The following is a 25,683-nucleotide window of genomic DNA, read 5'->3' as shown; positions in this document are numbered from 1 at the left end:
TTCCTTGCATGAATACCTCCCTCACCGACCGCCCTGCCCTGCTTCGCAACCGTGCCCGTGCCATGGCGGCACCGGCCCTCTTTCTGCACGAAGCGGCGGCGGATGAGATCAAGGATCGGCTGGGGATGGTTAATAAATCCTTTAACGCGCCCGCCGTGGTAAGCGGTTTTTCCGATACGTGGCAGGAATGGTTCCCCGATGCGACCTGTGTTGCCGATGAAGATACCTTGGCCCTTGAAGAAGGTGCGCATGATCTGGTGATCCATGCCATGTGCCTGCATTGGGCCAATGACCCGGTTGGCCAACTGATTCAGGCGCGGCGGGCCTTGAGGCCAGACGGTTTGTTTCTGGGCATCTTCTTTGGCGGTGAAACCCTGCATGAATTACGCGCGTCATTGGCGCAGGCAGAGGTGGACATGACGGGCGGCCTGTCGCCTCGTGTGGCGCCCATGGGTGAAATCCGCGATCTTGGCGCGCTGTTGCAACGGGCCGGTTTTGCCCTTCCGGTGGCGGATTACCTGCCGCTGAAAACCAGTTACGAGTCGCCCTTGCACCTGATGCGGGAATTGCGGGCCATGGGCGAAGCCTCGGCCCTGGCCGCACGACCACGGCATGCCACCCGGCGCAGTGTGATCCTGCGTGCCTGGGAGCTTTATACCGAGACCTTCGGCACCGATGACGGGCGGGTGCCTGCCAGTTTCGACTTGATGGTCCTGACGGGCTGGGCCCCGGACGAAAGCCAACCCCAACCCCTGCGCCCCGGATCGGCCACGGCGCGCTTGGCCGATGCGCTTGGGACGACTGAAAGCCCTTTGAAAGATTGACGGCAGGAACAGAGCCGTTATCTCACACAATGAAACATGAATATAAAAACGAGATTGCCCATGCAGGACGCTAGCCCGACTTCGAAAGTTCCCGAGCACGCCAATGCCGATCATCCCGCGATTCCCAAGGCGAAAACCGGGGTTCTTCTGGCCAATCTCGGCACGCCGGACCACTACGATTATTGGCCGATGCGCCGGTATCTGAACGAATTCCTGTCGGATCGCCGGGTGATTGATTACAGCCCTTGGAAATGGCAGCCGTTATTACAATTGATCATTCTGACCAAGCGCCCCTTTTCCAGCGGCGAGGCCTATAAATCCATCTGGAACGAGGACAGGAACGAAAGCCCGTTGATGACCATCACGCGGGATCAGACCGCCAAGATGGCCGAGCATATGAAAGATCGGTATGGCGATCAGGTCATGGTGGATTTCTGCATGCGCTATGGCAATCCTTCGACCAAGTCGAAGGTGCGCGAGATGGTCAAGGCCGGCTGTACCCGGATCCTGTTTTTCCCGCTTTACCCGCATTATGCAGGGGCCACATCGGCCACGGCGAACGATCAGTTTTTCCGCGCCTTGATGGATGAAACCTGGCAGCCGACCGCACGTGTAGTGGAGCCCTATTTCGAGAATCCTGCCTATATCGAGGCCCTGGCGCAATCGGTTGAGAAAGCCTATGCCGATGTAAAAGAGCGGCCCGATATCCTTGTGGTCAGCTATCACGGCATGCCCAAGCGTTACCTGATGCAGGGCGATCCGTACCATTGCCAATGCCAGAAAACCACGCGCCTGTTGAAAGAGCGGCTTGGCTGGGACGACACGCAGATCACCACGACATTCCAGTCGGTTTTCGGCCCCGAAGAGTGGTTAAAGCCCTACACGGTGGATCACGTGGCCGATCTGGCCCGTGAGGGTAAAAAGAAGATCGCCGTGATGGCGCCTGCGTTTTCGGCCGATTGCATCGAAACGCTGGAAGAGATCAACGAGGAAATTCGCGAAAGCTTTGAGGAAGCGGGGGGTGAGCAGTTCACCTATATTCCGTGCCTCAATGACGACGAGGCCCATATGAAGGCCTTGGCCGGTGTTGTCGAAAACAACCTGAAAGGCTGGCTGGATTAAGCAGAAGCGTCATAGGGCATAAAAAAAGGCAGTGGTCAGACCACTGCCTTTTCTTTTGTTTGTCGGGCGACCGAATTAGTCGGCTGCGACAACTGCTGCAACGATGGCCAGCAGCACCAGCGGAACCCAAACGCCAGCTGCGGACGAGCTTGCGGTGGTTTCTTCAACAACGACGGGTGCTTCCATTACGGGCTCTTCAATGGTGCCAGCAGAAGCGGTCGAAGCGGCGGCTGTCAGGGCAGCGGCGAGAACGAGTTTTTTCATAGTATCCTCCAGATGTTGGCCTGCCGTCATGAAAGCGACGACAAGCACCCAAGACTTACCTCGTGGCGTTTTCTAAGCAGCAATCCGGAGCGATTGCAAACTCATCTTGCAACATCTGGAGCATGATCAGACCAAATTTCGTCAAATTAGCAACACTTGGGTGCCGACTTTGGCCATCGCGAAAAGCTCGGCGATATGTTCGTTGTAGAGACCGATGCAGCCATTCGACGAACGACGCCCGATTTTGCGCGTGTCATGGGTGCCGTGAATCCGGTAATAGGTCCAGCTTAGGTAAAGCGCATGGGTACCAAGCGGGTTATCCGGGCCAGGCGGAACGTAGGGCGGCCAATCGGGGTTTCGCTTGAGCATCGAGGGTGTCGGACGCCAATCGGGGCCTTCGACCTTGCGAATGACGCGGGTCCGGCCACGGCGTGTCAGATCCTCGGTCAGCGGAACGCTGGAGGGATACAGCTTGTAGGTTTCGCCATCTTCCGACCAGTAATGCAGCGCGCGTGAATCGATATCCACGAGAATCGCACCGTTTTTCAGGTTCGAGAAATAGGGCTGCCAGTCCAGCGTGCGGAAGCTGGAAATATTGCGGCGCACGGTGGTGGTAACATCGCGCTCAATCTCAACGGTATCTTCGCCGGTGACACTTTGAGCGAGGGCAGGCGTGCCGACAGCGGCCGCCGTTGCCGCCATAAAGGCCCGTCGGCTCATGCCATTTGAATACTTGATGGCCATGGTCGAACTCCAATCTTGGCTATCTCACTTGGCGCTCAATATATGGCGCGAATGTCGCAGTCGCAATTCAAAGAAACGTCAATTGGCAAAGTCACGCAGATGTGGGTTTGAATCGCCACGACGCTTTGGTTACTTCTGGGGCGCACGAAACAAAACGGGTGGCAGGCTATTATGACACGTATTTTCGGACTTCTTCTTTCGGCGCTGATGGTGCTTTCGGCCTGCGCCACCACCCCACCTGAACCCACACTTGGGCCCGATGGCAAACCTTTGCCCAAGGTATACCGCATCCGGTCCGGGGATACGGCAAAGATTCAATACCGCATGTTGGATTCGGTCAATGCCCTGCGCGAAGCGGCAGGTGTTCCATCGGTTCAGTTGAATGCCAAACTCAATGCCGCCGCCGCCACCCATTCGCGCGATATGTCGATGCAGAATCGTCCGTGGCATTTCGGATCAGACGGATCGTCACCGATCGACCGTGTACGCCGTGTCGGATACTCGGGGCAGCTTGTGGGCGAAACGATTTCGGAAACCTACGAGACCGAAACCGAAACCCTGGCCGCGTGGATGGAGCAGGAAACGACCCGTAATGTCATATTGTCGCCGGACGCGCGAAACCTTGGGTTCGCGTGGCTTCAGGAGGACAACGGGAAAATCTGGTGGACAATGGTTCTGGGCAATTAACCACGAAGGTCACGGATAGATGGTGATGGGCGTGCCGTTTTTCACCATCGCGTAGATATCTTCGATCTCGCGGTTTTTGACCGAAATACACCCGGCAGTCCAATCAGGGTCGGACCGTTCCAGGAAGCCCTTTGCATTGGGCTGTCCGTGAATGAAAATATCGCCCCCCGGGCTTTTGCCTTGTGACGTTGCAAAGGCGATATCCTTGGGATTGGGATAGGAAATGCCGACCGAAAGGTGGAATTCGCTGTTGGGATTGCGGCGGTCGATGACATAACTGCCTTCGGGGGTTTTCCCATCGCCTTCAAATTGCTTGTGCCCGGACGGGGCGAACCCAAGGTCGATGTCGTAATTCTTGAGAACCCGGTTGTGGTGCAAGAGGAACATTTGACGCTCGCCCTTGTCGATGATGACCTGCGTGACCTCGGGGCCATTGTAGGTTTTGAATTTTGAGCTACAGGCGGCAAGGCCAAGGCACAAAACACCCGCCAAAACCAGTTTCACTATCCGCATATCGTCAATCCGTTGTCCCGTTCCATACTGATTCTAACCCGCCGGTCGCGAAATCGAAAACAAAAATCGCGTCCCGAATCAGCCTCGGTGAAAGGCAGCCACCAATTCGACATGTGCCGACCAGCGGAATTGATCGACAACCTGCACTGGCCCCATTTCAAACCCCGCATCCAGCAACCTGCGCGCATCACGGGCAAAGCTTGCAGGGCTGCACGAGACATAGGCAATGACCGGTATATCGGATTGGCATAGCTCGGAGATTTGTGCCTCGGCACCGGCGCGCGGGGGGTCGATGACCGCAGCCTGGAATTTGCCAAGTTCATCGGGCATCAAGGGCCTGCGGAACAAATCCCGTGCTTCATGGGTAACGGCCTTGAGGCCCGCGCCATGCCGCCAACCCGCATCCAAGGCCGCCATCATGGCGGGGTCCCCTTCAACGGCGTGCACTTCGGCGTCTTGGGCCAGCGGCAAGGCAAAGGTACCGGTGCCTGCGAAAAGATCGACGACGCGCTTGGCCCCTTGGGTGATGCGCTTGACCTCATCCCTGAGTTTGGTTTCGCCATCCAGCGTTGCCTGCAAGAACGCGCCGGGCGGGGGAACAACCTTTACCCCGTCGAAATCCTGTTCGGGCGGCAGGCGGGTGGCGATGACTTCATCCTCCCAGGCAAGGCGCGCCAGATCATGCGCCTCGGCCAGCTGTGCCAATTCCATGCGAAGCGGCCCATCCAAGGGTTTACCGCCGCGCACCGCCACATCCAGGCCGTTGCCGGACAATGTAATCGCCACATCAAGGCTGTGTTTGCGGCTGGCCCCGGCCACGGCAAGTGCCTCGGCCACCGGGCGGGCGGCCAAAAGATCCGGGTGCAGAAGCTGACAATCGGGGATTTCGACAATCACGTCCGAGGCCTTGGCATGAAAGCCCGCCATGGCCCCCTTTTTCGTGCGGCGCGCGGCAAAGGTGGCGCGGCGGCGCGATTGCGGCGGTGACACATGGATCGGGGCAAAGGCGGCCTCAATCCCTTGGGCTGTCAGGGCCGTGCGCACGACATCCACTTTCCAATCGGCAAGATAGGCGTCCGAGGCATGTTGAAGCTGACATCCGCCACAGGATTTGAAGTGCCGGCAGGGCGGTGAGACACGGTGTTCCGACGGGGTTACGATTTTCACATCGCGCAGCTGATCCCCCTCACGCCGGGCTTGCACCACCTCGCCCGGAAGAGTCAGCGGCGCAAAGAGGGGGCCTTCGGCGATGCCGTCGCCCAGATGGCCCAAACGTATGATCTGGTAGTTTTCCATCGCCCTATTCCGCCAAAAGATCGTCGCGGGTCAAACGAAACCCGGATTCGATCCAACGCTTTTCCAGTGCCTTCAGTCGCCTGCCCAATTCCGGGCCTTGGTACCTTGGCATAAGATCGCCTGCCTTGAGGGGGAACGTGGCCGCCGCGCCATCGCGGATTTGCCCAAGGTCCGAATTATCCCATGGCTGTTCCAACAGTGCCGCGCGCAAAAGCAAGATATCGCATGCATCAGCTTTGCCGAAGCGATAGCCCAGTTCGGCAGGCCCGCGCATATCCGCCGCCTCGGTGCGTAACAGGTCGGCGCGACGTGCCTGTGATTTGCTCAGGCGCAAACGCTCTTGCAGATGATCCCCGCCCAGCGCGGCAAGGCGGCGCATGCCGTCGGGTGCGGCGGAAATCATGCGTTCCAAATGCACCAAAGGCGCAAGGGCACGATCATCCGCCCCCGGAAGCACCATGTTCAAGACACCAGTGGCCCGCATGGCGGCAACGGCGGGGGCGGGATCGGCGGCGGACAAAAGCTTGACGATCTCGGCCCCGACCCGTTCTTTCGAAAGCCCCGAAAGCCCATCGAGATGCGTGGCAATGGCGCCGATACCTTCAGGGTCCAAGCCGGCATCGGGATCACCATACCAGGCATGAAACCGAAAGAAGCGCAGGATGCGAAGGTAATCTTCGCGAATTCGCTGGTCGGGGTTTTCGATGAACCGGACACGCCGCGCCTTCAGGTCATCCAACCCCCCCAAAGGGTCGATCACAGACCCGTCGGAACGCGCATAAAGCGCGTTCATGGTAAAATCGCGGCGCCGCGCATCTTGGGCAACATCCGTGGAAAACGCCACGGTCGCGTGACGCCCGAAGGTTTCCACATCTTCGCGGAACGTTGTCACCTCATGCGGCAAGCCATCGGAAACAACGGTGATCGTGCCATGATCAATCCCGGTTGGAACGGGTTTGAGGCCCGCGTGTTCGGCAAGCTGAACCACCTTTTCCGGCGTGGCATCGGTGGCGATGTCGATGTCAGCCACCGGCGCACCAAGCAACGCGTTACGCACGCATCCCCCGACGAAAAGCGCCTGATACCCGGCGATTTCCAGCATCTGGCAGACCGCTTGGGTGGGTTTGGCCAATATCCAATCACCGGTGATTTTCATGTCGCCCTCGCCGCATCCGCCAAGGAACGCAGGATACGCGCAGTTGCCCCCCAGATGTAATAGGGCCCGAAAGGAACGGTGTAGTAGAGCCGCGAACGCCCGCGCCACCGGCGCGATTCAACGGTAAAGTTCTCCGGGCGCAAAAGATGCGACAGGGGAACGGTAAACACCTCTTCGACTTCGCCGGGTTCAGGGATGGGATTGAAGGCGGCATGCACACGGGCCACCACCGGGGTTACGGTGAAGCTGGTCACGGTTTCATGGCTGGGAAGCGTGCCCATGACATCGACATTGTCAGGTTCAAGACCGATTTCTTCCCATGCCTCCCGCAGGGCGGCGGCCGTCACATCGGCATCGCCCTTGTCCTGCTTACCGCCCGGAAAGGCAATCTGCCCCGGGTGGTGCTTGAGCGCCGAAGACCGTTTCGTCAGGTAAACCTGTGGGCCTGTCTTGGCTTCGGCAATCGCGACAAGAACGCCCGCAGGCCGAAGCGTCCGGCCCTCGGGCAGCACGATATCGGGGTTCAGATCATAGTCCGAGGTATCAAGGCGCGCCTTTTCCAAGGCGCGCTTCACGTTTGTGATCAGGTCAGCCATCATCACCCGGCGGATTTCCCGCATCGAAGCCCAATGTGCTGGGGTCCATCCGGTAATGCGCCCCGCAGAACTGGCAATCGGCGGTCAGCACGCCTTCGTCCGTGGTCATCTTCTCGATGTCCTTGGCCGAGTAGATCGACAGGCTGTTGCGAACCCGCTCTTCCGAGCAGGTACAGCCAAAGCGCACGGGTTGCATATCAAAGACGCGCGGGGCTTCTTCGTGGAAAAGGCGCACGAGAAGGTCAGTGGGCGCGACGGAAGGGCCGATCAGTTCAAGATCGTCCACCGTATCAAGAAGCATGTTGGCGCGGTTCCAGTTCTCGGCGTCATCGCCATCGACCACATCCGTTGCGGTCAAAAGGCCTTCTTCACCCGACCCGCCCCCTTGGGCGAAGGGCGAGGCCTTGGGCATGTGTTGCAGCATGACGCCACCCGCGCGCCAATGTTCCTGCCCGCCTGCCTCGGTCGATTTGCCGAAGGACAGCGAGAACCGCGTTGGCAGTTGTTCGGACTGCGCAAAGTAGGATTCGGCGCAGGCGCTTAGCCCATCCGCCGTGAGCGGCGTAATGCCCTGATAGGGCGTGGTGCCTTCGCCCTGATCCATCAACACGGCGAAATACCCTTCGCCCACCTGATCGAAAGGCGCGCCCGAGATCCGGTCAGGGTCAAAACTGGCGTAGGCGCGGATGCGCGCGGGCTCTCCTTCGGCCTCGGGCGCGTAGTAATCGGTGGCGATCATGCGCACCGGGCCATTCGATTGCACCTGCAAAGACAGCTTCCAGCGCAGTTTGATGGTTTGTCCGATCAAAGCCGTCAGCAGAGCCATTTCGGCGACCAGGGCCTCAACCGGGGCGGGGTAGTCGTGCTGCTTGAGGATGCCGTCAAGCACACCATCAAGACGCGCGACGCGTCCGCGAATATCCGCATTGTCCAGCTGGAACGGCAGGATCGTGTCGTCCCAAGCGATTTTTTGTCCGAGAGTCATGGGGTTTCCTTGTCTGCCGGAAGTTGGCATATCGCGTCTATATATGACCATCAAGGCAAGGTCCAAGGGGGAGGTGTGGCATGATCCGGCGCTTTGGCGAGGCACCCCGTTCAGATGTGCGATATACGCGGCGGCCAGGCGTCTATGCGATATTGCCAAAAGGCAGGCAGCTTTTATTGACGCATCAGGCCGCGCCAATCCCGGAGTTGCAGTTGCCCGGTGGAGGCGTGGACCCCGGCGAGGGGCCAATCCGGGCGCTGCATCGGGAGGTCTTCGAAGAAACCGGGTGGAAGATTGCGGCGCCGCGCCGTTTGGGGGCCTTTCGGCGGTTCACCTATATGCCGGAATACGACCTGTGGGCCGAAAAGCTTTGCGTGATCTACATGGCCTGGCCCGTGCGCCCGCTTGGCCCGCCATCCGAAAGCGGCCATACCGCCGTTTGGGCCGACCCGAAAATCGCCGCCCGCGATTTGGGCAACTCGGGCGACAGGCATTTCGTCAGCCAACTATTGGGCTTGGCTTGAATTCCAAAAGGACGGCCGAAACATCATCAGTGAAATCGTCGGTCTGCGCATGTTCCACCAGCTTCCAGACAAGCGATTCAAGGCATGCGGTGCCGCGTGTCTGGCGCAACTCTTCAAGGATGCGGCAAAGCCCGCGATCATCCAGCAAGGTGCCCTCCGGATCGGCACATTCGACAACCCCGTCGGAATGGATCATAAGCCGGTCCCCGGGTGACATTGTCACCTCGAAATCCTGATACTCGGCCCCGTCGATCAACCCGACAGGCAAGCCGCCGATACCGATCATCTCGACCTGTCCGGAGGCACGTTGCAACGCCGGATAGGGATGGCCCGCCTGCGCCATTTTCACCTTGCCCGTCGACATGTTCACATCTGCCAGAAGCAGGGTGAAGTAATGCTCGGTCTCCATTTCATTGAGGATCACTTGATTGAGGGCGGCGATGGTTTCCCCCGGGGGTTTTGGGGCAAACTCCCCATTCGGCATGCGGTAAAGCGCCACGTTCTGGTCGGGAGTCACGGCAGAGAGATATCCCGCCAAACGCGCCGTCATCAAGGCAGAGCTGATTCCATGGCCCGACACGTCGATTCCGTAAAGGCCGACGCGCGTTGCGCTGATTGGGAAAAATCCGACAAGATCGCCTCCGACATGGCCACGGGAGCGGAGTAGAAGCGAGACCTCGGCCGTGCCAAAATCGCGAGACCTGTCACTGACCAAAGACTGTTGCAGCTTCTTGGCCTCGATCAGGTCACTATCAAGCGCGTCGTAGAGCGATTGCAACTCATCCAGTGTGGATTTGACCAGCCTGTTCTTCTCGGTCAGTTCCCGCTCCATCCTCAGGATACGGTCACCTGCGGCAATGCGGGCGCGGAGTTCAGAGGCATTGACGGGTTTGGTCAAGAAATCATCGGCCCCGGCGTCAAGGCCATGGGCGATGTCTTGCTTTCCGCTTTTGGAGGTCAAAAGGATGAAATAGCCATAGCTTTCGCGCGGCATGGCCCGGAATTCACGGCAAAAGTCCAAACCATCCATACCCGGCATCATCCAGTCGCTCATGACCAGATCGGGGGGATGGTCACGGCAAACATCCAAAGCTTCGAGACCTGATTCCGCCTCGCGCACCGCGAAACCCCAGCGTTGCAGGGACGCACAGAGAATCCGCCTTTGTACGCGGCTATCGTCAACGATCAGAATATTCCGGATCGCGGAATTTCCGTGCCGCGTCGCGATATGTTCTGCGGTTAGACTGCCCACTTGCACCATCCATTCACACCGGGGTGCCCGAAGCATGGCCTATGGTGATTAACCCGTTATGAAGCCTAAAAGTTTATTATTTCCAATTGCTTGCGCTTAGGTTTCATTAACCGGCCGATGCCAGTCTTCACAGGACTAAAGCGGGACGGTGAAGCATGATCGACTGGGCCAGAGTGCGCGAATTACGCGATGAGATCGGTGCCGACAGTTTCGGTGAGGTGGTAGAGCTTTTTCTTGATGAGGTCGAAGCGGAAATTGCGGTTTTGCGCGCAGGTGTCCCGACAGACAATCTTGAGTCGCGCTTGCATTTCCTGAAGGGCAGCGCACTGAACCTCGGGTTTGCCGCGTTTACAGAAAAGTGCCAAGCGGGAGAAACAGCAGCCGCGAACGGGGCAGGGGAAGCCGTTGATGTCATGGATATCCTCGCCAGTTACGATGCTTCGAAAATCGCGTTTTTGGCTGAAATAGAGACGCTGTCAGTGGCCTAGATCAAGAATTCGGCCAGAACCTCGTCATTGGTAATATCGCGATAATCGAATCCAGCAGCTTCAAGCTTGGTCTGAATATGCTCGAAATTCTCGGGCAGGCTGGTTTCGATCCCGATCAGGACCGACCCAAAGTTACGGGCCGATTTCTTGAGGTATTCAAACCGCGCGATATCGTCTTCGGGGCCAAGGATGTTCAGGAAATCCTTCAAGGCACCGGGGCGTTGCGGCATGCGCAGGATGAAGTACTTTTTGACACCCGAATAACGTTGCGCCCGTTCCTTGACTTCGGGCAGGCGTTCGAAATCGAAATTGCCGCCGGATGTCACGCAAACCACTGATTTTCCGCGAATTTCCTGCGCCATGTCCTTCAACGCATCCACCGCGAGCGCGCCAGCGGGTTCAAGAACGATGCCTTCGACATTGAGCATCTCAAGCATCGTGGTGCAAAGCCGATCTTCGTCAATCGCCAACATGCTGGAGGGGTCGATATGCGAAAGGCGCGCAAAGGTCTTGGCCCCGATCTGCGCCACGGCAGCGCCATCGGCGAAATTATCTATATGATTCAAGCGGGTAGGCTGACCCGCCCTGAGAGCCGCCGCCAAGCAGGCGCCGCCCTCGGGCTCGACCAGCGTAAAGGCGGTACGATCCTCAAGATAGCTGCACACACCAGAAGACAGGCCACCGCCACCAACCGGCATGATGATCCGGTCCGGCATGTGAGACATCTGCTTTTCAATCTCGACACCAACCGAGGCCTGACCTTCGATGACATCCTCATCATCGAAGGGGGACAGGAAATGCCCTTTGATTTCAGTGCAATAAGCCTGTGCGGCGGCGAGCGTGTCGTCGAAGTAATCCCCTGTCAGGCGAATTGAGACCGCATCACCCCCGAACTTCTCGGTTTTGCCAACCTTTTGTTGTGGCGTCGTGACAGGCATGAAGATCACACCCTTGACCCCGAAATGCCGGCACATGAAAGCCACGCCCTGGGCATGGTTGCCGGCACTGGCGCAAACAAACCGCGTAGATTCCGGGTTTTTTTCCAGTACCTTACGCATGGCGTTGAAGGCCCCGCGCAGCTTGTAGGACCGCACCGGCGTCAGATCCTCACGCTTGAGCCAGATATCGGCATGATAGCGATCGGACAGATGATCATTGCGTTGCAACGGCGTGAGGTCGAACACGTCGCGCATCGCGGCTTCGGCGGCTTGGGCAAGGGGGCGAAAATCACTCATAACCCCTTGATTGACGGAATGTTTCGCCCGGGGCAAGGCCTCTGGCCAAAACATACATAAGAATACCGCAAACCTGTCTTATCTTGCCCCTGACGCGAAAACCCGATAAGCGCCGGGCGCATATCCGTAGAGAGGGAAAAGTGATGTCCGCGCCCAAGAAAGTCGTACTGGCCTATTCCGGGGGGCTTGATACCTCGATCATTCTGAAATGGTTGCAAACCGAATATGACTGCGAGGTGGTGACCTTTACCGCCGATCTGGGCCAGGGCGAGGAGTTGGAACCCGCGCGCCAAAAGGCGGAACTTCTTGGAATCAAACCAGAAAACATCTTTATCGAAGACATCCGCGAAGAATTCGTCCGCGATTTCGTCTTCCCGATGTTCCGGGCCAATGCGGTGTACGAAGGGCTGTACCTTCTGGGCACCTCGATCGCCAGGCCGTTGATTTCAAAGCGTCTTGTGGAGATCGCGGAAGAGACCGGGGCCGATGCGGTGTCGCATGGCGCGACCGGCAAGGGCAACGATCAGGTGCGGTTCGAACTGGCCGCCTATGCCCTGAACCCCGATATCAAGGTGATCGCGCCGTGGCGCGAGTGGGACCTGTCCAGCCGCACGAAACTTCTTGATTTTGCTGAGAAAAATCAAATTCCCATTGCCAAGGACAAACGCGGCGAAGCGCCGTTTTCGGTGGATGCGAACCTGCTGCACACCTCAAGCGAAGGCAAGGTTCTGGAAGACCCCGCAGAGATGGCGCCGGATTACGTGTATCAGCGGACAGTGCACCCCGAGGATGCACCGAATGAGCCCGAGATCATCGAAGTGGGCTTTGAAAAAGGCGATGCGGTGAGCATCAACGGTGAGGCGCTTAGCCCTGCTAACCTGTTGACAAAGCTGAATGAATTGGGTGGCAAGCATGGTATCGGGCGGCTTGACCTGGTGGAAGGCCGGTTCGTGGGCATGAAGAGCCGCGGGATTTACGAAACCCCCGGTGGCACGATCCTTCTGGAGGCCCATCGCGGAATTGAGCAAATCACGCTGGACCGGGGCGCCGCGCACCTGAAAGATGAGCTGATGCCGCGTTATGCAGAGCTGATCTACAACGGGTTCTGGTACAGCCCCGAACGCGAGATGTTGCAGGCGGCGATTGACGCCTCACAACATCATGTGACCGGGACCGTGAAACTGAAGCTTTACAAAGGCGCGGTCCGGACGGTTGGCCGCTGGTCGGAGCATAGCCTGTATTCCGAAGCGCATGTGACGTTCGAGGACGATGCGGGCGCCTATGATCAGAAGGACGCGGCCGGGTTCATTCAGTTGAACGCGCTGCGCCTGAAGCTTTTGGCAGCGCGGGAGCGTCGGCTGAAGGGATAAACGTACGGGTCGTACGTTTTACCCCCGAGTTTCGTACGAAAATCCGGGGGTGCGGAAAACCTTTCGTACGAGTCGTACGAAATACGACAGACAAGGCCCGGCCCAGCGCCGGGCCTTACGTTTGCGCGCGGCGCATTAATTCAAATGCAAGGATTGGCGGTCTAACCTTCCCCTACGGCGCGGGCCAATAGGACCGGGCGGTCAACACGGCCTGGGCGGCCTGTTCAAATGACTCTTGCGGAAGGATGACAAGCATCTTGGGCGACGTAACAGAAACCTCGACCGGGCCAAGCGCGGTATTGGAAGTACCGACCCGACCGTCCGGCGCGAAATTCAACCCGTCAATCGGATGCTTCAACCCGTCCGACAACCCCTCGACCGCGCCCATCGGGAAAAGCGACACCGGCGTGCCGCTTTCCAAATCAAGGCGAATGGACGGCGGACAGAGAAAGACAAGTTCCTCAACACCCAGAAGAAGGCAAGGGCGATCGGGATGACGGACAAGGGTATTGTAAGCAGCCAACTGATGATCAAGGCGATTGCCGGAAAACCCCACACCGATCACCAAGGGTGCGTTGATGTTCCCCAGGCATTTGTCAAAATCGGTTGTATCCTGTTCGCTGATAAGGTGCAGGGCATTATCCGGGATCTGATCGCGCGCCCAATCGGTGAGCGAGTCGAAATCGCCAATCACCGCCTCGGGGACAACACCGTTTTCAAGCGCCGCATCCGCCCCGCCATCCGCAGCCACGACAAGAGACCCAAGGGACCGTGCGCGATTCAGCATTTTTTTCGAGATTTCGGCCCCGCCGACCAAGGTTACGGGTTTGTCATGCGATACAATCATGTTCAAATTTTCCGGATTAATCCCTATTTTGGAAACAGATCACATTCTGACCACGAAATGATACGGTAAAATTCTAAGAATCGAACATCTTTGGTCTTGGCTGTGGTGGTAGGTTTACTCCTTAGCATGTAATGCGGAGCGAGCGGAATAATGGTTAGCACAAGTAAAATACTCACAGTCTCATACGGCACCTTTTCGTGCACCCTTGAGGGATTCGACGATTCCTTCGACACGATGAAGGCCATCGCGGAGTATTTTCGCGATCTGGCGGCGGACGACCGGTATTTTGGGGCCGAACCGCCGACACCCGATGCAGAGATGCTGGCCCGGATCGCAGAGCGCGAAGTCGCCCGGCGCGTGGATGCCCACGAGCAGGAAGGCAATATCGTTTTACGTGCCGCAGAGGATTCATCCCTGTCCGCCCCGGCAGACGAGCCGGCAGAGCAGGAGCCAGCCGAACAAGCCGAAGAACAGGCCAAGGATGAGGCCCCCGCCGAGGAAGCCGCTTCGCCCGAGAGTGCCTTGGAAGGGGCACCCGAAGTTGCACAAACGCCCGAGCAAGACAATTCGGCAGATATGCCGCAAACCGAGGTCGAAGCCGCCACGGGTGAGCCCGCAACCGATGAGGCAGAAGAGCCTGTTGCCGCTGCTTGGGACGAAACAGGATCGGATTTGGCCATTACCGGTATCATGGCGCAGGCCGATAATGATGCCGATGCGCCAGCCGAAACCGACACCGCGCAAGAACCCGAGGCCGAAACAGGCCAGGAGCAGCCCGTCGAAGACCTGGCCGTGACCGAGGATCTGGCCCCACAAGATGCGCCCGAGACCAAGGCAGACCCCGTTGCCGACAGCACGGAAGATCACGCCGAGGAAGCACCGGCACCCGCCGAGGCCGCAGAAGAGGGTGACAGTGTGGCCGACCGCCTGCGGCGTATTCGATCGCTTGTGGACGGATCCGAAGCCGGGTTCGAAGACACGGTGTATTCCGAGGACGAGCACGCGCAGGATTTCCTGAGCGAAACGGCCGCCGAACTGGATGATGCCCTGAGCGAGGACGACGCGGCAGAAAGTGCCGCACAAGCCGAAGCGGATGAGCCTGATTTGTCGTCGATTATCGACGCGGCGCAGGGTGACGCGCCACAGCAGGACGCCGGGCAAGCGCCCGAACCCGAGACCGCCCAGAAAACGGCAAAGGCCGAGCCGGTTGACCTGGCCGAGGATACCCTGGCGCAGTTGCTGGCCGATGCGATGCCCGAGGATGCGGTTCAGGCCGAAACCGAGGCTGCGCCTACTGAGGCCGCGGAAGATCGCCCCGAAGACCGCCCTGTGGTTCAGGCCCGCGTGGTCAAGATGAAGCGGAGCGAGTTCGAGGCGGCCCTTTCGGAAGGGTATTTCGAAGAGGACGACGACAAGAGCGTTGACGATAACCTTTTCGGCGATGATTCGGGCCTGAGCGCCGAGGAAGAAGCCGAGCTGCAACGCGAGCTGGCCGAAGTGGAGGCCGAGTTTGGCCAATCCGAGGTCGAGGACTCGACCAAGCCGGAGTTTGAGGCCGAGGAAAGCGTGCCGCTGCGCCTGACCGACGCGGATCAGGTTGAGAACGAGGCCACAGCCGACACGCCCGAAAAGGACGGTACCGCCGAGGCAGCGATCCTGGACACCCCCGAGCCCGAGGCGGACAGCGCCGAAGACGAACAATCGCGGCGTGGGGCTTCGAAACTTCAACGCGCCGAACGTCAGGCCGACTTGGCACGGATTTTCGAAGAAGCGGATACACAGCTTGATGCGCCGGAAACCAACAAGCGGCGCAACGCGATCCAGCATTTGCGCGCCGCGGTTGCCGCGACCCGCGCCGAGAAAAAGGCCGGTGCGACGCTGAAGGAAGATGTCGATGATTCGCCTTACCGGAGCGATCTGGCCAGCGTGGTGCGCCCGCGCCGCCCGGAACCCAGTGAAGGCCGGCCACGCGCCACCCGGCCCAGCGTTGCATCCAGCGGGCCCGCGCCCCTGAAACTGGTGGCCGAGCAACGCGTGGATGTACAAAACGAGCCGGTGCGGCCCCGCCGCGTATCAGCCGCAGTCGTGGAAGAACCCGAGGCAAACGCAGATGGCAGCAATTTTACCGAGTTTGCCGAGGAAATGGGCGCCCGCGACCTGCCCGAACTGCTTGAGGCAGCGGCGGCTTACATGTCGGATATCGAGGGCCGCGCGCAATTCTCGCGCCCGATGCTGATGGGCAAGCTGAAGGAAGTCGAAGGCCACGATTTCAGCCGTGAAGACGGGCTGCGCACCTTTGGCCAGTTGCTGCGTCAGGGCAAGCTGCAGAAGTTGAAGGGCGGACGGTTTTGCGTGACCGACAATACCGACTTTCGGGCCGAGGCCCGCAACGTGGGCTAACCCCTGACGACCCCTATGACTTAAAGCCCCCGGCCGTTTGGCCGGGGTTTTTGCGTTAAAGGGCCACGGCGCGGAGCTTTTCATAGGCGGGCATGGCGGCCTTGGCGAGGTCCGCGCGCTGGCCGTCAAGCGCGGGCAAGGGCCCTTCGGCAGCGGCAAATCCGCTGGAGCCATGCACCGAGGCATACCAATGCGCGGCCCAGACGCCATCGTCAGGATGGCCACCCTTGGGCCAGTGGAGCATGCCGGGATCCCAAGGCAGATCAATCGCGGCACAAAGCCGTTTCAGCATGGTTTCGGGCGCGCGGCGGATATCGGCGGAATCGATCACTACGGGGGTTTGGCCCTGTTCTGTGAGATGATCGTAGAGTTCCGCCTGTTGGATAAAACCGATATCGGCCAGCGTGGGGTTGTCGTATTTCGCCGAGAAACTGGCCGCGACGCGGGCGGGGTGACGGATGAGAAAGACATTGGTGACCTGCGCCACCCAATCGCGCGGCACCCCGTCAATCATGTGCTGCGCCATGTGCTTTTGGTAGAAATGCGGCTTTTGCGCGGGAACAGGGCCTATTAATTGATCCACAACCTTTTGTGGATCGGTCGGCTGCGAGGCGATGATTTCATCGCGCATCGGATGCTGTAGCCCCGTGAGCGCGAGATAGGCGGCATAGAAGGGCTCATCAACCACGGCGAAATCCGACCGCGCGCCGAAGGAATACATCATCGCCGTCGAAAGGTTGCGGGGGCCGGACCACATTGCAAGGCGCATGGGCAGTCTCCTGAAAATAGGGATTTAGGCGCAGTTACGCTGAATCAGAGACTTGTATAGTTCCCTGATCCGGGTTGTGACGGGCCCCATTTCGCCGGTGCCGATGGGGCGGCCATCAATCTCGCCCACGGGGGTTTGCGCACCGAAAGTCCCCGTCAAGAACGCCTCGTCGGCGCCATAGGCATCGACAAGGGAGTAATTCCGCTCAAAAACCGGGATTCCATCCTCGCGGCAGAGGTCGATCACCTTTTGCCGGGTGATGCCGTTCATGCAATAGTCACCCGTCGAGGTCCAAACCTCGCCCTTGCGGACGATGAAGAAATTGCAGGCATTGGTGGTGTTCACGAAGCCATGGACATCCAGCATCAAGCCTTCGTCGGCCCCGGCCTTTTCGGCGGCGATACAGGCAAGGATGCAATTCAGCTTGGAATGCGAGTTCAGCTTGGGGTCTTGCGTCATGGGCAGGCCACGCAGATGCGGCACGGTGGCCAGACGGATCGGCCGGGCGATCCTGGGCTTGGAGTGTTCCATGATGATGGTCATGGTCGGCCCCTGTTGCGACAGCGACGGATGCTGAAACGGGCGCGTTTTAACCCCGCGCGTCACCATAAGGCGGGCGTGCGCATCGGTTTCCATGTCGTTGGCCTTTTGCGTGTCTAACACGGCCTGAAACACCTGATCCCGGGTCATGCCGATATCAAGGTCAATAGCTTTGGCCGCCTCGAACAGCCGGTCGAGATGCTCATCGATAAAGGCCCAGGTGCCATTATAAAGGCGCAGCCCTTCCCACACGCCATCGCCCAGCATGAAACCGCTGTCATAAACGCTGACCTTGGCCTCGTGCTTGGGCACGATGTCACCGTTGAGCCAGATCTTGATGGTTTCGTTCCGCGCATCTTCCTGCGCCTGATGGGTGGTTTGGTGATCTGCCATATGGCCCCCTGTTTGCCGTTCGAGGCGAGGCTAGGCCCGACGGTTTCAAGTTCCAAGCGGTAAATTCAGATCACCACTGCGTGAGATCACACCGGGTTGAATTGGCGGCCGCGTTGAAGACGGGCAAGGTGAGGGCATCGAATTGGAGGGCTTGGCCATGAAACGGCAAATGCGAAACCTGAAAGCGGGGCTTTTAGCGGTTTTGATCACCATTGGATTTGGCGCGCATGTGAAAACCGCCCAAGCCGCCGGTACCGAGGTCATCACCGTTGCGGGGGGCTGTTTCTGGTGCGTCGAGGCGGATTTTGAAAAGGTCAGGGGCGTGCGTGAAGCCGTTTCCGGCTATACCGGCGGGGACGTGGCGAACCCCACCTACAAGCAAGTGGTGCGCGGTGGAACCGGGCATTACGAGGCGGTTGAGATCAAGTACGACCCTGCCAAGGTATCAGCCCGGCAGCTTTACGACATGTTCTTCCGTTCGGTCGATCCGACCGATGCGGGCGGGCAATTCTGTGATCGCGGGATGAGTTATAGCACGGCGATATTCGTTTCTAACCCGGCGCAAAAGCGGGCGGCAGAGGCTGCCAAAGCGGAGGCGGAGAAAACCCTGGGCCAGAAAATCGTGACGCCGGTCTTGCAAGCCAAGGAGTTCTACGAGGCCGAGGATTATCATCAGGACTATTACAAGGGTGACAAAATCGTGCTGACCCGCTTTGGCCCGAAAAGGCAATCGGCGGCTTACAAGCGCTATCGCGATGCCTGTGGCCGGGATCAGCGGGTAAAGGCCCTGTGGGGCGGGGCCGCGCCGTTCGTGAACTGAATAAGGTTCGTTAAAGAGTTTGGGCCGGTCCATCAGGGCCGGCCCGTTTTCTTTGGGTTAGCCCACCTTGCAAGCCGCCAGTACCGCCATGTTCAACACATCGCTGGCGGTGGAGGTGGACGAACAAATCTGAATCGATTTGTCGATGCCTGACAGGATCGGGCCGATGACGGTGGCGCCGGCCATTTCCTGCATCAGTTTCACCGAGATCGAGGCCGAGTGGCGCGCGGGCACCACGAGGATGTTGGCCGGGCCGGTGAGGCGCTGAAACGGATAGCTTTCCTGTGCCAGTTTGTTGAGCGCGACATCGACCGTCATTTCGCCTTCGTATTCGAAATCCACGCCGCGACGCTTGAGCACCTCGGGCGTGAGATGCATTTTCTCGGCCCGTTCGGATTTGGGATAGCCGAAGGTTGAGAAGCTGACGAAAGCGACGCGTGGCTCAAGCCCGAGGTGCCGGGCGACACCGGCGGCACGGGTGGCGATATTGGCGAGGTCTTCCTCATCCGGCCATTCATGCACCAATGTGTCGGCAATCAACACGATACGGCCCTTGTGCAAAAGGGCGGTGACCCCTGCCACGCCGTTTTCGGCGTTGACGTCAAAGACGTGATTGATCCGCTCCATCACATGGGCGGATTTGCGGGTGGCCCCGGTGACAAGGCCATCGCCATGGCCATGGGCCAGCATGAGCGCCGCGAAAACATGCCGGTCGCGGGCGGCCATGCGGTGGATATCCTGCCGGTCGTGGCCCTTGCGTTGCAGGCGTTGGTAAAGGAATTCCTTGTAGTCATCCAAACGGTCGGTTTTCGCGGCGTTGGTGACTTCCAGCTCACGCACGGCATCGCCGAGGCCTGCGGCCTCAAGCTTGGCTTTCACGTCATCGTCGCGGCCGACAACGATGGCCTTGCCCAGGCCCGAGCGCTGATATTGCACGGCGGCACGCAGAACGCGGGGGTCATCGCCTTCGGCAAAGATCATCCGGGCCTGTGCATTGCGGGCGCGGGCGTTGATCGAGCGCAGGATCGAGGCCGTGGGATCCATCCGGGCGGCAAGGGTTTGCTCATACGCATCCATATCCACGATGGGGCGGCGCGCGGCGCCGGTATCCATGCAGGCCTTGGCGACGGCGGGCGGCACGGTGTGGATCAGGCGCGGATCGAAGGGGGTGGGAATGATGTAATCGCGCCCGAAGGCCAGTTTGCGGCCATAGGCCATGGCAACCTCGTCGGGCACATCGGCGCGGGCCAGTTCGGCCAAAGCCTCGGCGCAGGCGATTTTCATTTCGTCGTTGATCGCGCGGGCATGCACATCGAGCGCGCCACGGAACAGGTAGGGAAAACCAAGGACGTTGTTCACCTGGTTAGGATAATCGCTACGCCCGGTGGCGACGATGGCATCGGGGCGGACCTCGTGGGCTTCTTCGGGGGTGATTTCCGGGTCGGGGTTCGCCATGGCGAAGATCACCGGGTTATCGGCCATGGAGGCGACCATATCCTGGGTCACGGCGCCCTTGACCGATACGCCAAGGAAAACATCGGTCTGTTTCATCGCCTCTTCCAATGTGCGCAGGTCCGTGGCGACGGCGTGGGCCGATTTCCATTGGTTCATGCCCTCGGTGCGGCCCTGATAGATCACGCCCTTGGTATCACAGACGATACAGTTTTCGTGCCGCGCGCCCATGGCCTTGAGCAGTTCGATACAGGCGATGCCGGCAGCCCCCGCACCGTTCAGCACGATCTTGCAATCCTCGATTTTCTTGCCCGAGAGGTGCAGCGCGTTGATCAGGCCCGCGGCACAGATCACGGCGGTGCCGTGCTGATCGTCGTGGAAAACGGGGATGTCCATCCGCTCTTTGAGGGTTTGCTCGATGATGAAACACTCGGGCGCCTTGATGTCTTCGAGGTTGATGCCGCCGAAGGTCGGCCCCATGAGTTCCACCGCCTTGATGAATTCCTCGGGGTCTTCGGTATCGAGTTCGATGTCGATGGAATTCACATCGGCAAAGCGTTTGAAGAGGACCGATTTGCCCTCCATCACCGGTTTGGAGCCCAGCGCGCCAAGGTTGCCAAGGCCCAGAACGGCGGTGCCGTTCGAGATGACCGCCACGAGGTTGCCCTTGTTGGTGTAGTCATAGGCCAGACCGGGGTTTTCCGCGATCTCCTCGCAAGGCACGGCGACGCCGGGGGAATAGGCCAGCGACAGGTCGCGTTGGGTGGTCATCGGGACGGTGGCCGTGATCTCGAACTTGCCGGGGGTGGGTTCAAGATGGAAGGCAAGCGCCTCTTCACGGGTGAACTTGGGTTTGGACATGTCGCGGCCTTATTGGGATCAGTCGGATTTGATACTCCATAGCGGGGGTTTGCATAAGCCTCAACCGCAAGCGGGTTTTCGGGTTTCATGCGCGCCCTTGGCTTTGTAATGTCGGCGGCAATCAACGCCGGGGGCAGAGTGACATCCATGAAATCCACCGTGACGCCGATGATGGCGCAATACCTAGAGATCAAGGCGGAGTATCCGGGGGCTTTGCTGTTCTACCGGATGGGGGATTTTTACGAGCTGTTTTTTGACGATGCGGTATCGGCCGCCGAGGCCTTGGATATTGCCCTGACCAAGCGGGGCAAGCATCTGGGCGAGGATATCCCGATGTGCGGGGTGCCGGTGCATGCGGCCGAGAGTTACCTTTTGACGCTTATTCGCAAAGGGTTTCGCGTGGCTGTCTGTGAGCAGATGGAAAGCCCGGAGGAGGCGAAAAAGCGCGGCTCGAAATCCGTGGTCAAGCGGGGGGTTGTGCGGCTGGTGACACCCGGAACGCTGACCGAGGAAAGTTTGCTTGAGGCGCGGCGGCACAATTACCTTGCCAGTTTCGCACAGGTGCGGGGCGAGGGGGCCTTGGCCTGGGTGGATATTTCGACGGGCGCGTTTCACGTGATGCCCTTGGCGCAGGTACGGCTTGGCCCGGAGCTGGCGCGGCTGGCGCCGTCCGAGGTGATCCTAGCCAATGAGGGTGACGCCGATTTGGGTGAAATAGTGACTGAATCCGGGGCCTCGGTTACCGAATTGGGTCGGGCGGCCTTTGACAGTACCGGCGGAGAAAAGCGCCTGTGCGATTTGTTCGACGTTGGTACGCTGGAGGCATTCGGGGCCTTCAACCGGCCCGAAGTGGCCGCCATGGGGGCCATCGTTGAATACCTTGAGATCACGCAGAAGGGCAAACTGCCGCTTTTGCAGGTGCCACAACGCGAGGCGCAGGCGCGGGTGATGCAGATTGATGCCGCCACGCGGCGCAACCTTGAGATCACCCAAGCGATGAATGGCGGGCGCGCCGGATCGCTTTTGGCCTCGGTCGATCGGACGGTGACGGCGGGGGGAGGCCGGTTGTTGGAACGGCGGCTATCCAGCCCCAGCCGGGTGTTGGAGGTGGTGCAAGACCGCCTGCAAGCAGTGGCTTTTGCGGTGGAACAGTCTCGATTCTCCGAAGGTTTGCGTGGGGCATTGCGGAAGGTGCCGGACCTTGACCGCGCACTATCACGGCTTGGTCTTGATCGTGGCGGGCCGCGGGATTTGGCGGCCATTCGCAATGGTCTGACCCAAGCCGCCGAGATTGCCGGGATGGTCGAAAGCGTGGACTTGCCCAAAACCCTGGCCAATGCGGCAGGGGATTTGGCCGGACATGACGCATTGCTTGACCTGTTGGATCAAGCCCTGATCGCCGAGCCGCCGCTTTTGGCGCGCGATGGCGGGTTCATCGCGCCGGGGTATGACGCGGAGTTGGACGAGGTGCGCCAGCTTCGCGATGAAGGGCGCGGCGTGATCGCGGCAATGCAAAGCGAATATCAGGAATTGACGGGGATTCAGAGCCTGAAGGTCAAGCATAACAATGTGCTGGGCTATTTCGTGGAAGTGACCAGCACCCATGCCGACAAGATGTTGTCGGAACCGTTGAACGAGACCTTCAAGCATCGGCAGACCACGGCCAACCAAGTGCGGTTTACCACCGTGCCGCTAAGCGAGATGGAAACCAAGATTTTGAACGCCGGAGGCCGGGCGCTTGAGATTGAAAAGCGGCTCTATGACAGCCTGAAAACTGCGATTTTGGAAAACTCGGCAGAGGTTTCACAGGCCGCGCGGGCCTTGGCCGAAATGGATTTGACCACCGGCTTGGCCGATCTGGCGCGGGGCGAAAACTGGTGTCAGCCGCAGGTGGACGACAGCCGCGCACTTGAAATCGACGCAGGGCGGCATCCGGTTGTGGAACAGGCGCTTCGCAAGGCGGGTGAGCCATTCATCGCCAATGATTGCGCCCTTGGCGGTGACAGCGATATTTGGCTGCTGACCGGGCCGAACATGGCGGGTAAATCGACGTTTCTTCGGCAAAACGCTTTGATTGCGCTTTTGGCGCAATCGGGGAGTTTCGTGCCCGCCGCAAGCGCGCATGTGGGGTTGGTCAGCCAATTGTTCAGCCGGGTTGGCGCGAGTGACGACCTAGCGCGCGGGCGCTCGACCTTCATGGTAGAGATGGTCGAAACCGCCGCGATTTTGAACCAGGCGGACGATCATGCGCTGGTGATCCTGGACGAGATTGGGCGCGGCACGGCCACCTATGACGGGTTGAGCATCGCCTGGGCCACATTGGAGCATTTGCATGATGTAAATGGCTGCCGGGCCTTGTTTGCCACGCATTACCACGAGTTGACCAACCTGAGTGACAAGTTGGGTCGGGTGGATAATGCCACGGTGAGCGTCAAGGAACATGAAGGCGAGGTTATTTTCCTGCACGAGGTCAAGCGTGGGGCCGCCGACCGGAGCTATGGCGTGCAGGTGGCCAAACTGGCCGGGTTGCCATCGGCCGTGGTTGAACGGGCGCGCGTTGTTCTGGATGCTTTGGAGAAGGGAGAGCGAGAAGGCGGCACGGCGCAAAAGGCGTTGATTGATGATCTGCCACTGTTTTCGGCCACGCCGCCGCCACCGCCCGCGCCGGTGAAGGACTCGGATCTGGACAAGCGCATGGCCGAGATCCTGCCCGATGACCTGACCCCGCGCGAGGCGCTGAACTTGATTTACGAATTGAAAGGGTTGGCGGATAAGCCGGGGTGACCCCGGCCTATCGTTAGCCTTGGAAGGACGACACGCCGACCTGCGCGGGGCGCAGGATACGATCATGCAGCATGAAGCCTTGGGCAGAGACCTGAATGATCTCGCCCTGCTTTGTGCCGGGCAAGGGGGCCTCGAACATCGCCTCGTGGTGGTTGGGGTCGAATTTATCGCCTACCTCGGGCGAGATCAGGGTGATTCCGTGCTTGGAAAAGACATTGAGCAATTCGCGCATCGTAAGCTCGATCCCTTCGATGAGGGCAGCGGAAACCTCTTTCTGCTCATCGGTGGCGGCCTCGAGCGCGCGCTTCAAGTTGTCGTAGACAGGCAGCATATCGCGGGCGAGCTTTGAGCCGCCGTAGTTTTCCGCCTCGCGGCGGTCTTTCTCACTCCGCTTGCGGGCATTCTCGGCGTCGGCGAGGGCGCGCATGAACTTATCCTGAAAGGCATCACGTTCAGCGCGCAGGGACTCGATCTCGGCCTCTGTGTCGTCGATGTCATCCGCGTGATGGGCTTGTTCCTCGGCCTCGGCCTGTTCGAGGTCATCAAGGAAGTCGTCGTTTTTCGGCTCTGCCATAATTCACCTTTAGCTGCGGTCAGCAATCAGCTTTCCAACAAGTTGTGCCGTGTAGTCCACAATCGGCACGATACGTCCATAGTTCAGGCGGGTCGGGCCAATCACGCCCACCGCGCCAATGATCTTTCGGTCTGCGTTCATATAAGGAGAGACCACCAGAGAGGAACCCGAAAGTGAGAAAAGTTTGTTCTCGGAGCCAATAAAAATGCGCACACCTTCGCCTTCGTCGGCCAGTTCAAGGAATTCGGCGATGTCACGCTTGCGTTCGAGATCGTCAAAGAGCGTGCGGATGCGATCAAACTCTTCTTCCTCGGTGTCCGAGTTCAAAAGATTCGCGCGGCCACGGACGATGAGGCGTTCGTAATTGTCGCTGTCACCGTCCCAGACGGCCAGCCCGCTTTCGACAAGCTGGTGGGCCAGTTGATCAATCTCTTGCCGGCGGTCGCTGATCTGCCGCGCGATCACGGTTTGCAGGTCAGAGATGGTTTTGCCTTCGATCAAAGCGTTCAAAAAATTGGCCGCCTCGCGCATCGAGCTGGGCGTCTGGCCCGGGGGCGGGTGGAAGATGCGGTTTTCCACGTGGCCATCGGCAAAGACCAAGACCACGAGCGCGCGATCGTGCGACAGGCTGACAAACTCGATATGTTTGATCGGGGCCTCGTGCTTGGGCGCAAGGACAAGCGACGCGCCCTGCGTTACACCCGACAACGCGGAACCGATACGATCCAGCGCGCCGGTCATATCGTCGGAGTTTGACCCAAGGGTCGCATCAATCATCTTGCGATCGGTATTTTCAAGATCGCCCACTTCGAGAAGGCCATCGACGAACATACGCAGGCCTTCCTGCGTTGGAATGCGGCCCGCGCTGATGTGTGGGCTATCCAGCAGACCGAGGTACTCAAGATCCTGCATCACGTTACGGACGGTGGCAGCCGAGACCTTTTCGCTCATGTCGCGGGTCAGGGTGCGGGAGCCGACAGGATCGCCCGATGCAAGATAGGATTCGACCACGCGGCGAAACACCTCGCGCGAGCGGTCGTTCATCTGTTCCAGAATTTTACCGGCGTTGCTCATATTTCCCATATATCCCGTATGATCCGCCATTAAAGACGCTAAGCGGAAAAGGTCAATCGGGGTTGCTATCCGACCGGCGGCGCATGTATCCCCGGCACAAACAAAATGAGGAA

At 59.3% G+C, this 25,683-nt stretch carries 24 protein-coding genes; 9 read left to right on the top strand and 15 right to left on the bottom strand.

The window, feature by feature from the left end; genetic code table 11:
* The first annotated feature begins 8 nt into the window (after positions 1-8).
* The gene (locus tag RBB32_RS03175) at positions 9-824 is read left to right on the top strand and encodes a methyltransferase domain-containing protein (RefSeq protein WP_306151233.1); all 816 of its coding nucleotides are present in this window, start codon (positions 9-11) and stop codon (positions 822-824) included.
* Positions 825-884: 60 nt separating this feature from the next.
* A complete protein-coding gene (gene hemH, locus RBB32_RS03170; RefSeq protein WP_306151232.1) occupies positions 885-1,946 on the top strand; it encodes a ferrochelatase in 1,062 nt (353 codons plus the stop codon).
* A gap of 75 nt (positions 1,947-2,021) precedes the next feature.
* On the opposite strand, the gene RBB32_RS03165 is transcribed toward hemH, so the two are convergent.
* Positions 2,022-2,210 (bottom strand): hypothetical protein, encoded by a 189-nt coding sequence (locus tag RBB32_RS03165; protein WP_306151231.1) that lies wholly within the window; start codon positions 2,208-2,210, stop codon positions 2,022-2,024.
* A gap of 141 nt (positions 2,211-2,351) precedes the next feature.
* Positions 2,352-2,954 (bottom strand): L,D-transpeptidase, encoded by a 603-nt coding sequence (locus RBB32_RS03160; protein ID WP_306151230.1) that lies wholly within the window; start codon positions 2,952-2,954, stop codon positions 2,352-2,354.
* 171 nt (positions 2,955-3,125) lie between these two features.
* Here RBB32_RS03160 and RBB32_RS03155 point away from each other — a divergent pair, with 171 nt between their 5' ends.
* Positions 3,126-3,641, top strand: coding sequence for a CAP domain-containing protein (locus RBB32_RS03155; protein ID WP_306151229.1), 516 nt, complete (start codon positions 3,126-3,128; stop codon positions 3,639-3,641).
* A gap of 9 nt (positions 3,642-3,650) precedes the next feature.
* Here the strand turns inward: RBB32_RS03155 and RBB32_RS03150 are convergent, their stop codons facing one another.
* The 5 genes from RBB32_RS03150 to RBB32_RS03130 all read right to left on the bottom strand — a co-directional run bounded on the left by RBB32_RS03150 (position 3,651) and on the right by RBB32_RS03130 (position 8,187).
* Entirely contained in the window at positions 3,651-4,154 is a 504-nt protein-coding gene (locus tag RBB32_RS03150; RefSeq protein ID WP_306151228.1) for a murein L,D-transpeptidase family protein, read from the bottom strand.
* 78 nt (positions 4,155-4,232) lie between these two features.
* Positions 4,233-5,450, bottom strand: coding sequence for a class I SAM-dependent RNA methyltransferase (locus RBB32_RS03145; RefSeq protein ID WP_306151227.1), 1,218 nt, complete (start codon positions 5,448-5,450; stop codon positions 4,233-4,235).
* Positions 5,451-5,454: 4 nt separating this feature from the next.
* The gene (locus RBB32_RS03140) at positions 5,455-6,606 is read right to left on the bottom strand and encodes a CCA tRNA nucleotidyltransferase (RefSeq protein ID WP_306151226.1); all 1,152 of its coding nucleotides are present in this window, start codon (positions 6,604-6,606) and stop codon (positions 5,455-5,457) included.
* On the bottom strand, positions 6,603-7,205 hold the full coding sequence (locus tag RBB32_RS03135) for a CoA pyrophosphatase (protein ID WP_306151225.1): 603 nt from the start codon (positions 7,203-7,205) through the stop codon (positions 6,603-6,605). The genes RBB32_RS03140 and RBB32_RS03135 overlap by 4 nt, the downstream gene beginning before the upstream one ends.
* Positions 7,195-8,187: an Hsp33 family molecular chaperone HslO gene (locus RBB32_RS03130; RefSeq protein WP_306151224.1), complete on the bottom strand. Its 993-nt coding sequence runs from the start codon at positions 8,185-8,187 to the stop codon at positions 7,195-7,197. The genes RBB32_RS03135 and RBB32_RS03130 overlap by 11 nt, the downstream gene beginning before the upstream one ends.
* A gap of 80 nt (positions 8,188-8,267) precedes the next feature.
* On the opposite strand from RBB32_RS03130, the gene RBB32_RS03125 reads away from it, so the two are divergent.
* Positions 8,268-8,711 (top strand): NUDIX hydrolase, encoded by a 444-nt coding sequence (locus RBB32_RS03125; protein WP_306151223.1) that lies wholly within the window; start codon positions 8,268-8,270, stop codon positions 8,709-8,711.
* Here RBB32_RS03125 and RBB32_RS03120 read toward each other — a convergent pair.
* Positions 8,686-9,963: a PP2C family protein-serine/threonine phosphatase gene (locus RBB32_RS03120; protein ID WP_306151222.1), complete on the bottom strand. Its 1,278-nt coding sequence runs from the start codon at positions 9,961-9,963 to the stop codon at positions 8,686-8,688. The two genes, RBB32_RS03125 and RBB32_RS03120, sit on opposite strands and share 26 nt — an antisense overlap.
* A gap of 155 nt (positions 9,964-10,118) precedes the next feature.
* On the opposite strand from RBB32_RS03120, the gene RBB32_RS03115 reads away from it, so the two are divergent.
* Positions 10,119-10,451 carry an Hpt domain-containing protein gene (locus tag RBB32_RS03115; protein WP_306151221.1) on the top strand — a complete coding sequence of 111 codons (333 nt, stop codon included), beginning with the start codon at positions 10,119-10,121 and terminating at the stop codon, positions 10,449-10,451.
* Here RBB32_RS03115 and ilvA read toward each other — a convergent pair.
* Complete coding sequence (ilvA, locus tag RBB32_RS03110; protein ID WP_306151220.1) at positions 10,448-11,686, bottom strand: threonine ammonia-lyase IlvA; 1,239 nt, start codon at positions 11,684-11,686, stop codon at positions 10,448-10,450. The two genes, RBB32_RS03115 and ilvA, sit on opposite strands and share 4 nt — an antisense overlap.
* 143 nt (positions 11,687-11,829) lie before the next feature.
* On the opposite strand from ilvA, the gene RBB32_RS03105 reads away from it, so the two are divergent.
* On the top strand, positions 11,830-13,056 hold the full coding sequence (locus RBB32_RS03105; RefSeq protein ID WP_306151219.1) for an argininosuccinate synthase: 1,227 nt from the start codon (positions 11,830-11,832) through the stop codon (positions 13,054-13,056).
* Between the two features lie 172 nt (positions 13,057-13,228).
* Here RBB32_RS03105 and RBB32_RS03100 read toward each other — a convergent pair whose 3' ends face one another.
* The gene (locus tag RBB32_RS03100; protein WP_306151218.1) at positions 13,229-13,903 is read right to left on the bottom strand and encodes a thiamine diphosphokinase; all 675 of its coding nucleotides are present in this window, start codon (positions 13,901-13,903) and stop codon (positions 13,229-13,231) included.
* A gap of 150 nt (positions 13,904-14,053) precedes the next feature.
* On the opposite strand from RBB32_RS03100, the gene RBB32_RS03095 reads away from it, so the two are divergent.
* Positions 14,054-16,303, top strand: a complete 2,250-nt coding sequence (locus RBB32_RS03095) for a hypothetical protein (protein ID WP_306151217.1) — start codon at positions 14,054-14,056, stop codon at positions 16,301-16,303.
* 55 nt (positions 16,304-16,358) lie between these two features.
* Here the strand turns inward: RBB32_RS03095 and RBB32_RS03090 are convergent, their stop codons facing one another.
* Together RBB32_RS03090 and RBB32_RS03085 are read right to left on the bottom strand one after the other, a co-directional pair.
* Positions 16,359-17,072: an HAD family hydrolase gene (locus RBB32_RS03090; RefSeq protein ID WP_306151216.1), complete on the bottom strand. Its 714-nt coding sequence runs from the start codon at positions 17,070-17,072 to the stop codon at positions 16,359-16,361.
* Positions 17,073-17,096: 24 nt separating this feature from the next.
* Positions 17,097-18,005 carry a D-amino acid aminotransferase gene (locus RBB32_RS03085; RefSeq protein WP_306151215.1) on the bottom strand — a complete coding sequence of 303 codons (909 nt, stop codon included), beginning with the start codon at positions 18,003-18,005 and terminating at the stop codon, positions 17,097-17,099.
* A 157-nt stretch (positions 18,006-18,162) separates the two neighbouring features.
* On the opposite strand from RBB32_RS03085, the gene msrA reads away from it, so the two are divergent.
* Positions 18,163-18,825, top strand: coding sequence for a peptide-methionine (S)-S-oxide reductase MsrA (gene msrA / locus RBB32_RS03080; RefSeq protein WP_306151214.1), 663 nt, complete (start codon positions 18,163-18,165; stop codon positions 18,823-18,825).
* A 57-nt stretch (positions 18,826-18,882) separates the two neighbouring features.
* Here the strand turns inward: msrA and RBB32_RS03075 are convergent, their stop codons facing one another.
* Complete coding sequence (locus RBB32_RS03075) at positions 18,883-21,138, bottom strand: NADP-dependent malic enzyme (protein ID WP_306151213.1); 2,256 nt, start codon at positions 21,136-21,138, stop codon at positions 18,883-18,885.
* 168 nt (positions 21,139-21,306) lie between these two features.
* Here RBB32_RS03075 and mutS point away from each other — a divergent pair, with 168 nt between their 5' ends.
* Positions 21,307-23,922 (top strand): DNA mismatch repair protein MutS, encoded by a 2,616-nt coding sequence (mutS, locus tag RBB32_RS03070; protein WP_306151589.1) that lies wholly within the window; start codon positions 21,307-21,309, stop codon positions 23,920-23,922.
* 13 nt (positions 23,923-23,935) lie between these two features.
* Here the strand turns inward: mutS and RBB32_RS03065 are convergent, their stop codons facing one another.
* Together RBB32_RS03065 and hrcA are read right to left on the bottom strand one after the other, a co-directional pair.
* Complete coding sequence (locus RBB32_RS03065; protein WP_306151212.1) at positions 23,936-24,496, bottom strand: nucleotide exchange factor GrpE; 561 nt, start codon at positions 24,494-24,496, stop codon at positions 23,936-23,938.
* Positions 24,497-24,505: 9 nt separating this feature from the next.
* The gene (gene hrcA / locus RBB32_RS03060) at positions 24,506-25,570 is read right to left on the bottom strand and encodes a heat-inducible transcriptional repressor HrcA (protein ID WP_306151211.1); all 1,065 of its coding nucleotides are present in this window, start codon (positions 25,568-25,570) and stop codon (positions 24,506-24,508) included.
* Between the last annotated feature and the right edge of the window lie 113 nt (positions 25,571-25,683).

It is taken from the genome of Roseovarius sp. MMSF_3281 (assembly GCF_030733685.1).
In the GTDB taxonomy this organism is placed as follows: domain Bacteria; phylum Pseudomonadota; class Alphaproteobacteria; order Rhodobacterales; family Rhodobacteraceae; genus Roseovarius.
Note: the sequence above shows the minus strand (reverse complement) of the source record. Positions and strands in the feature narration are given on the sequence as shown.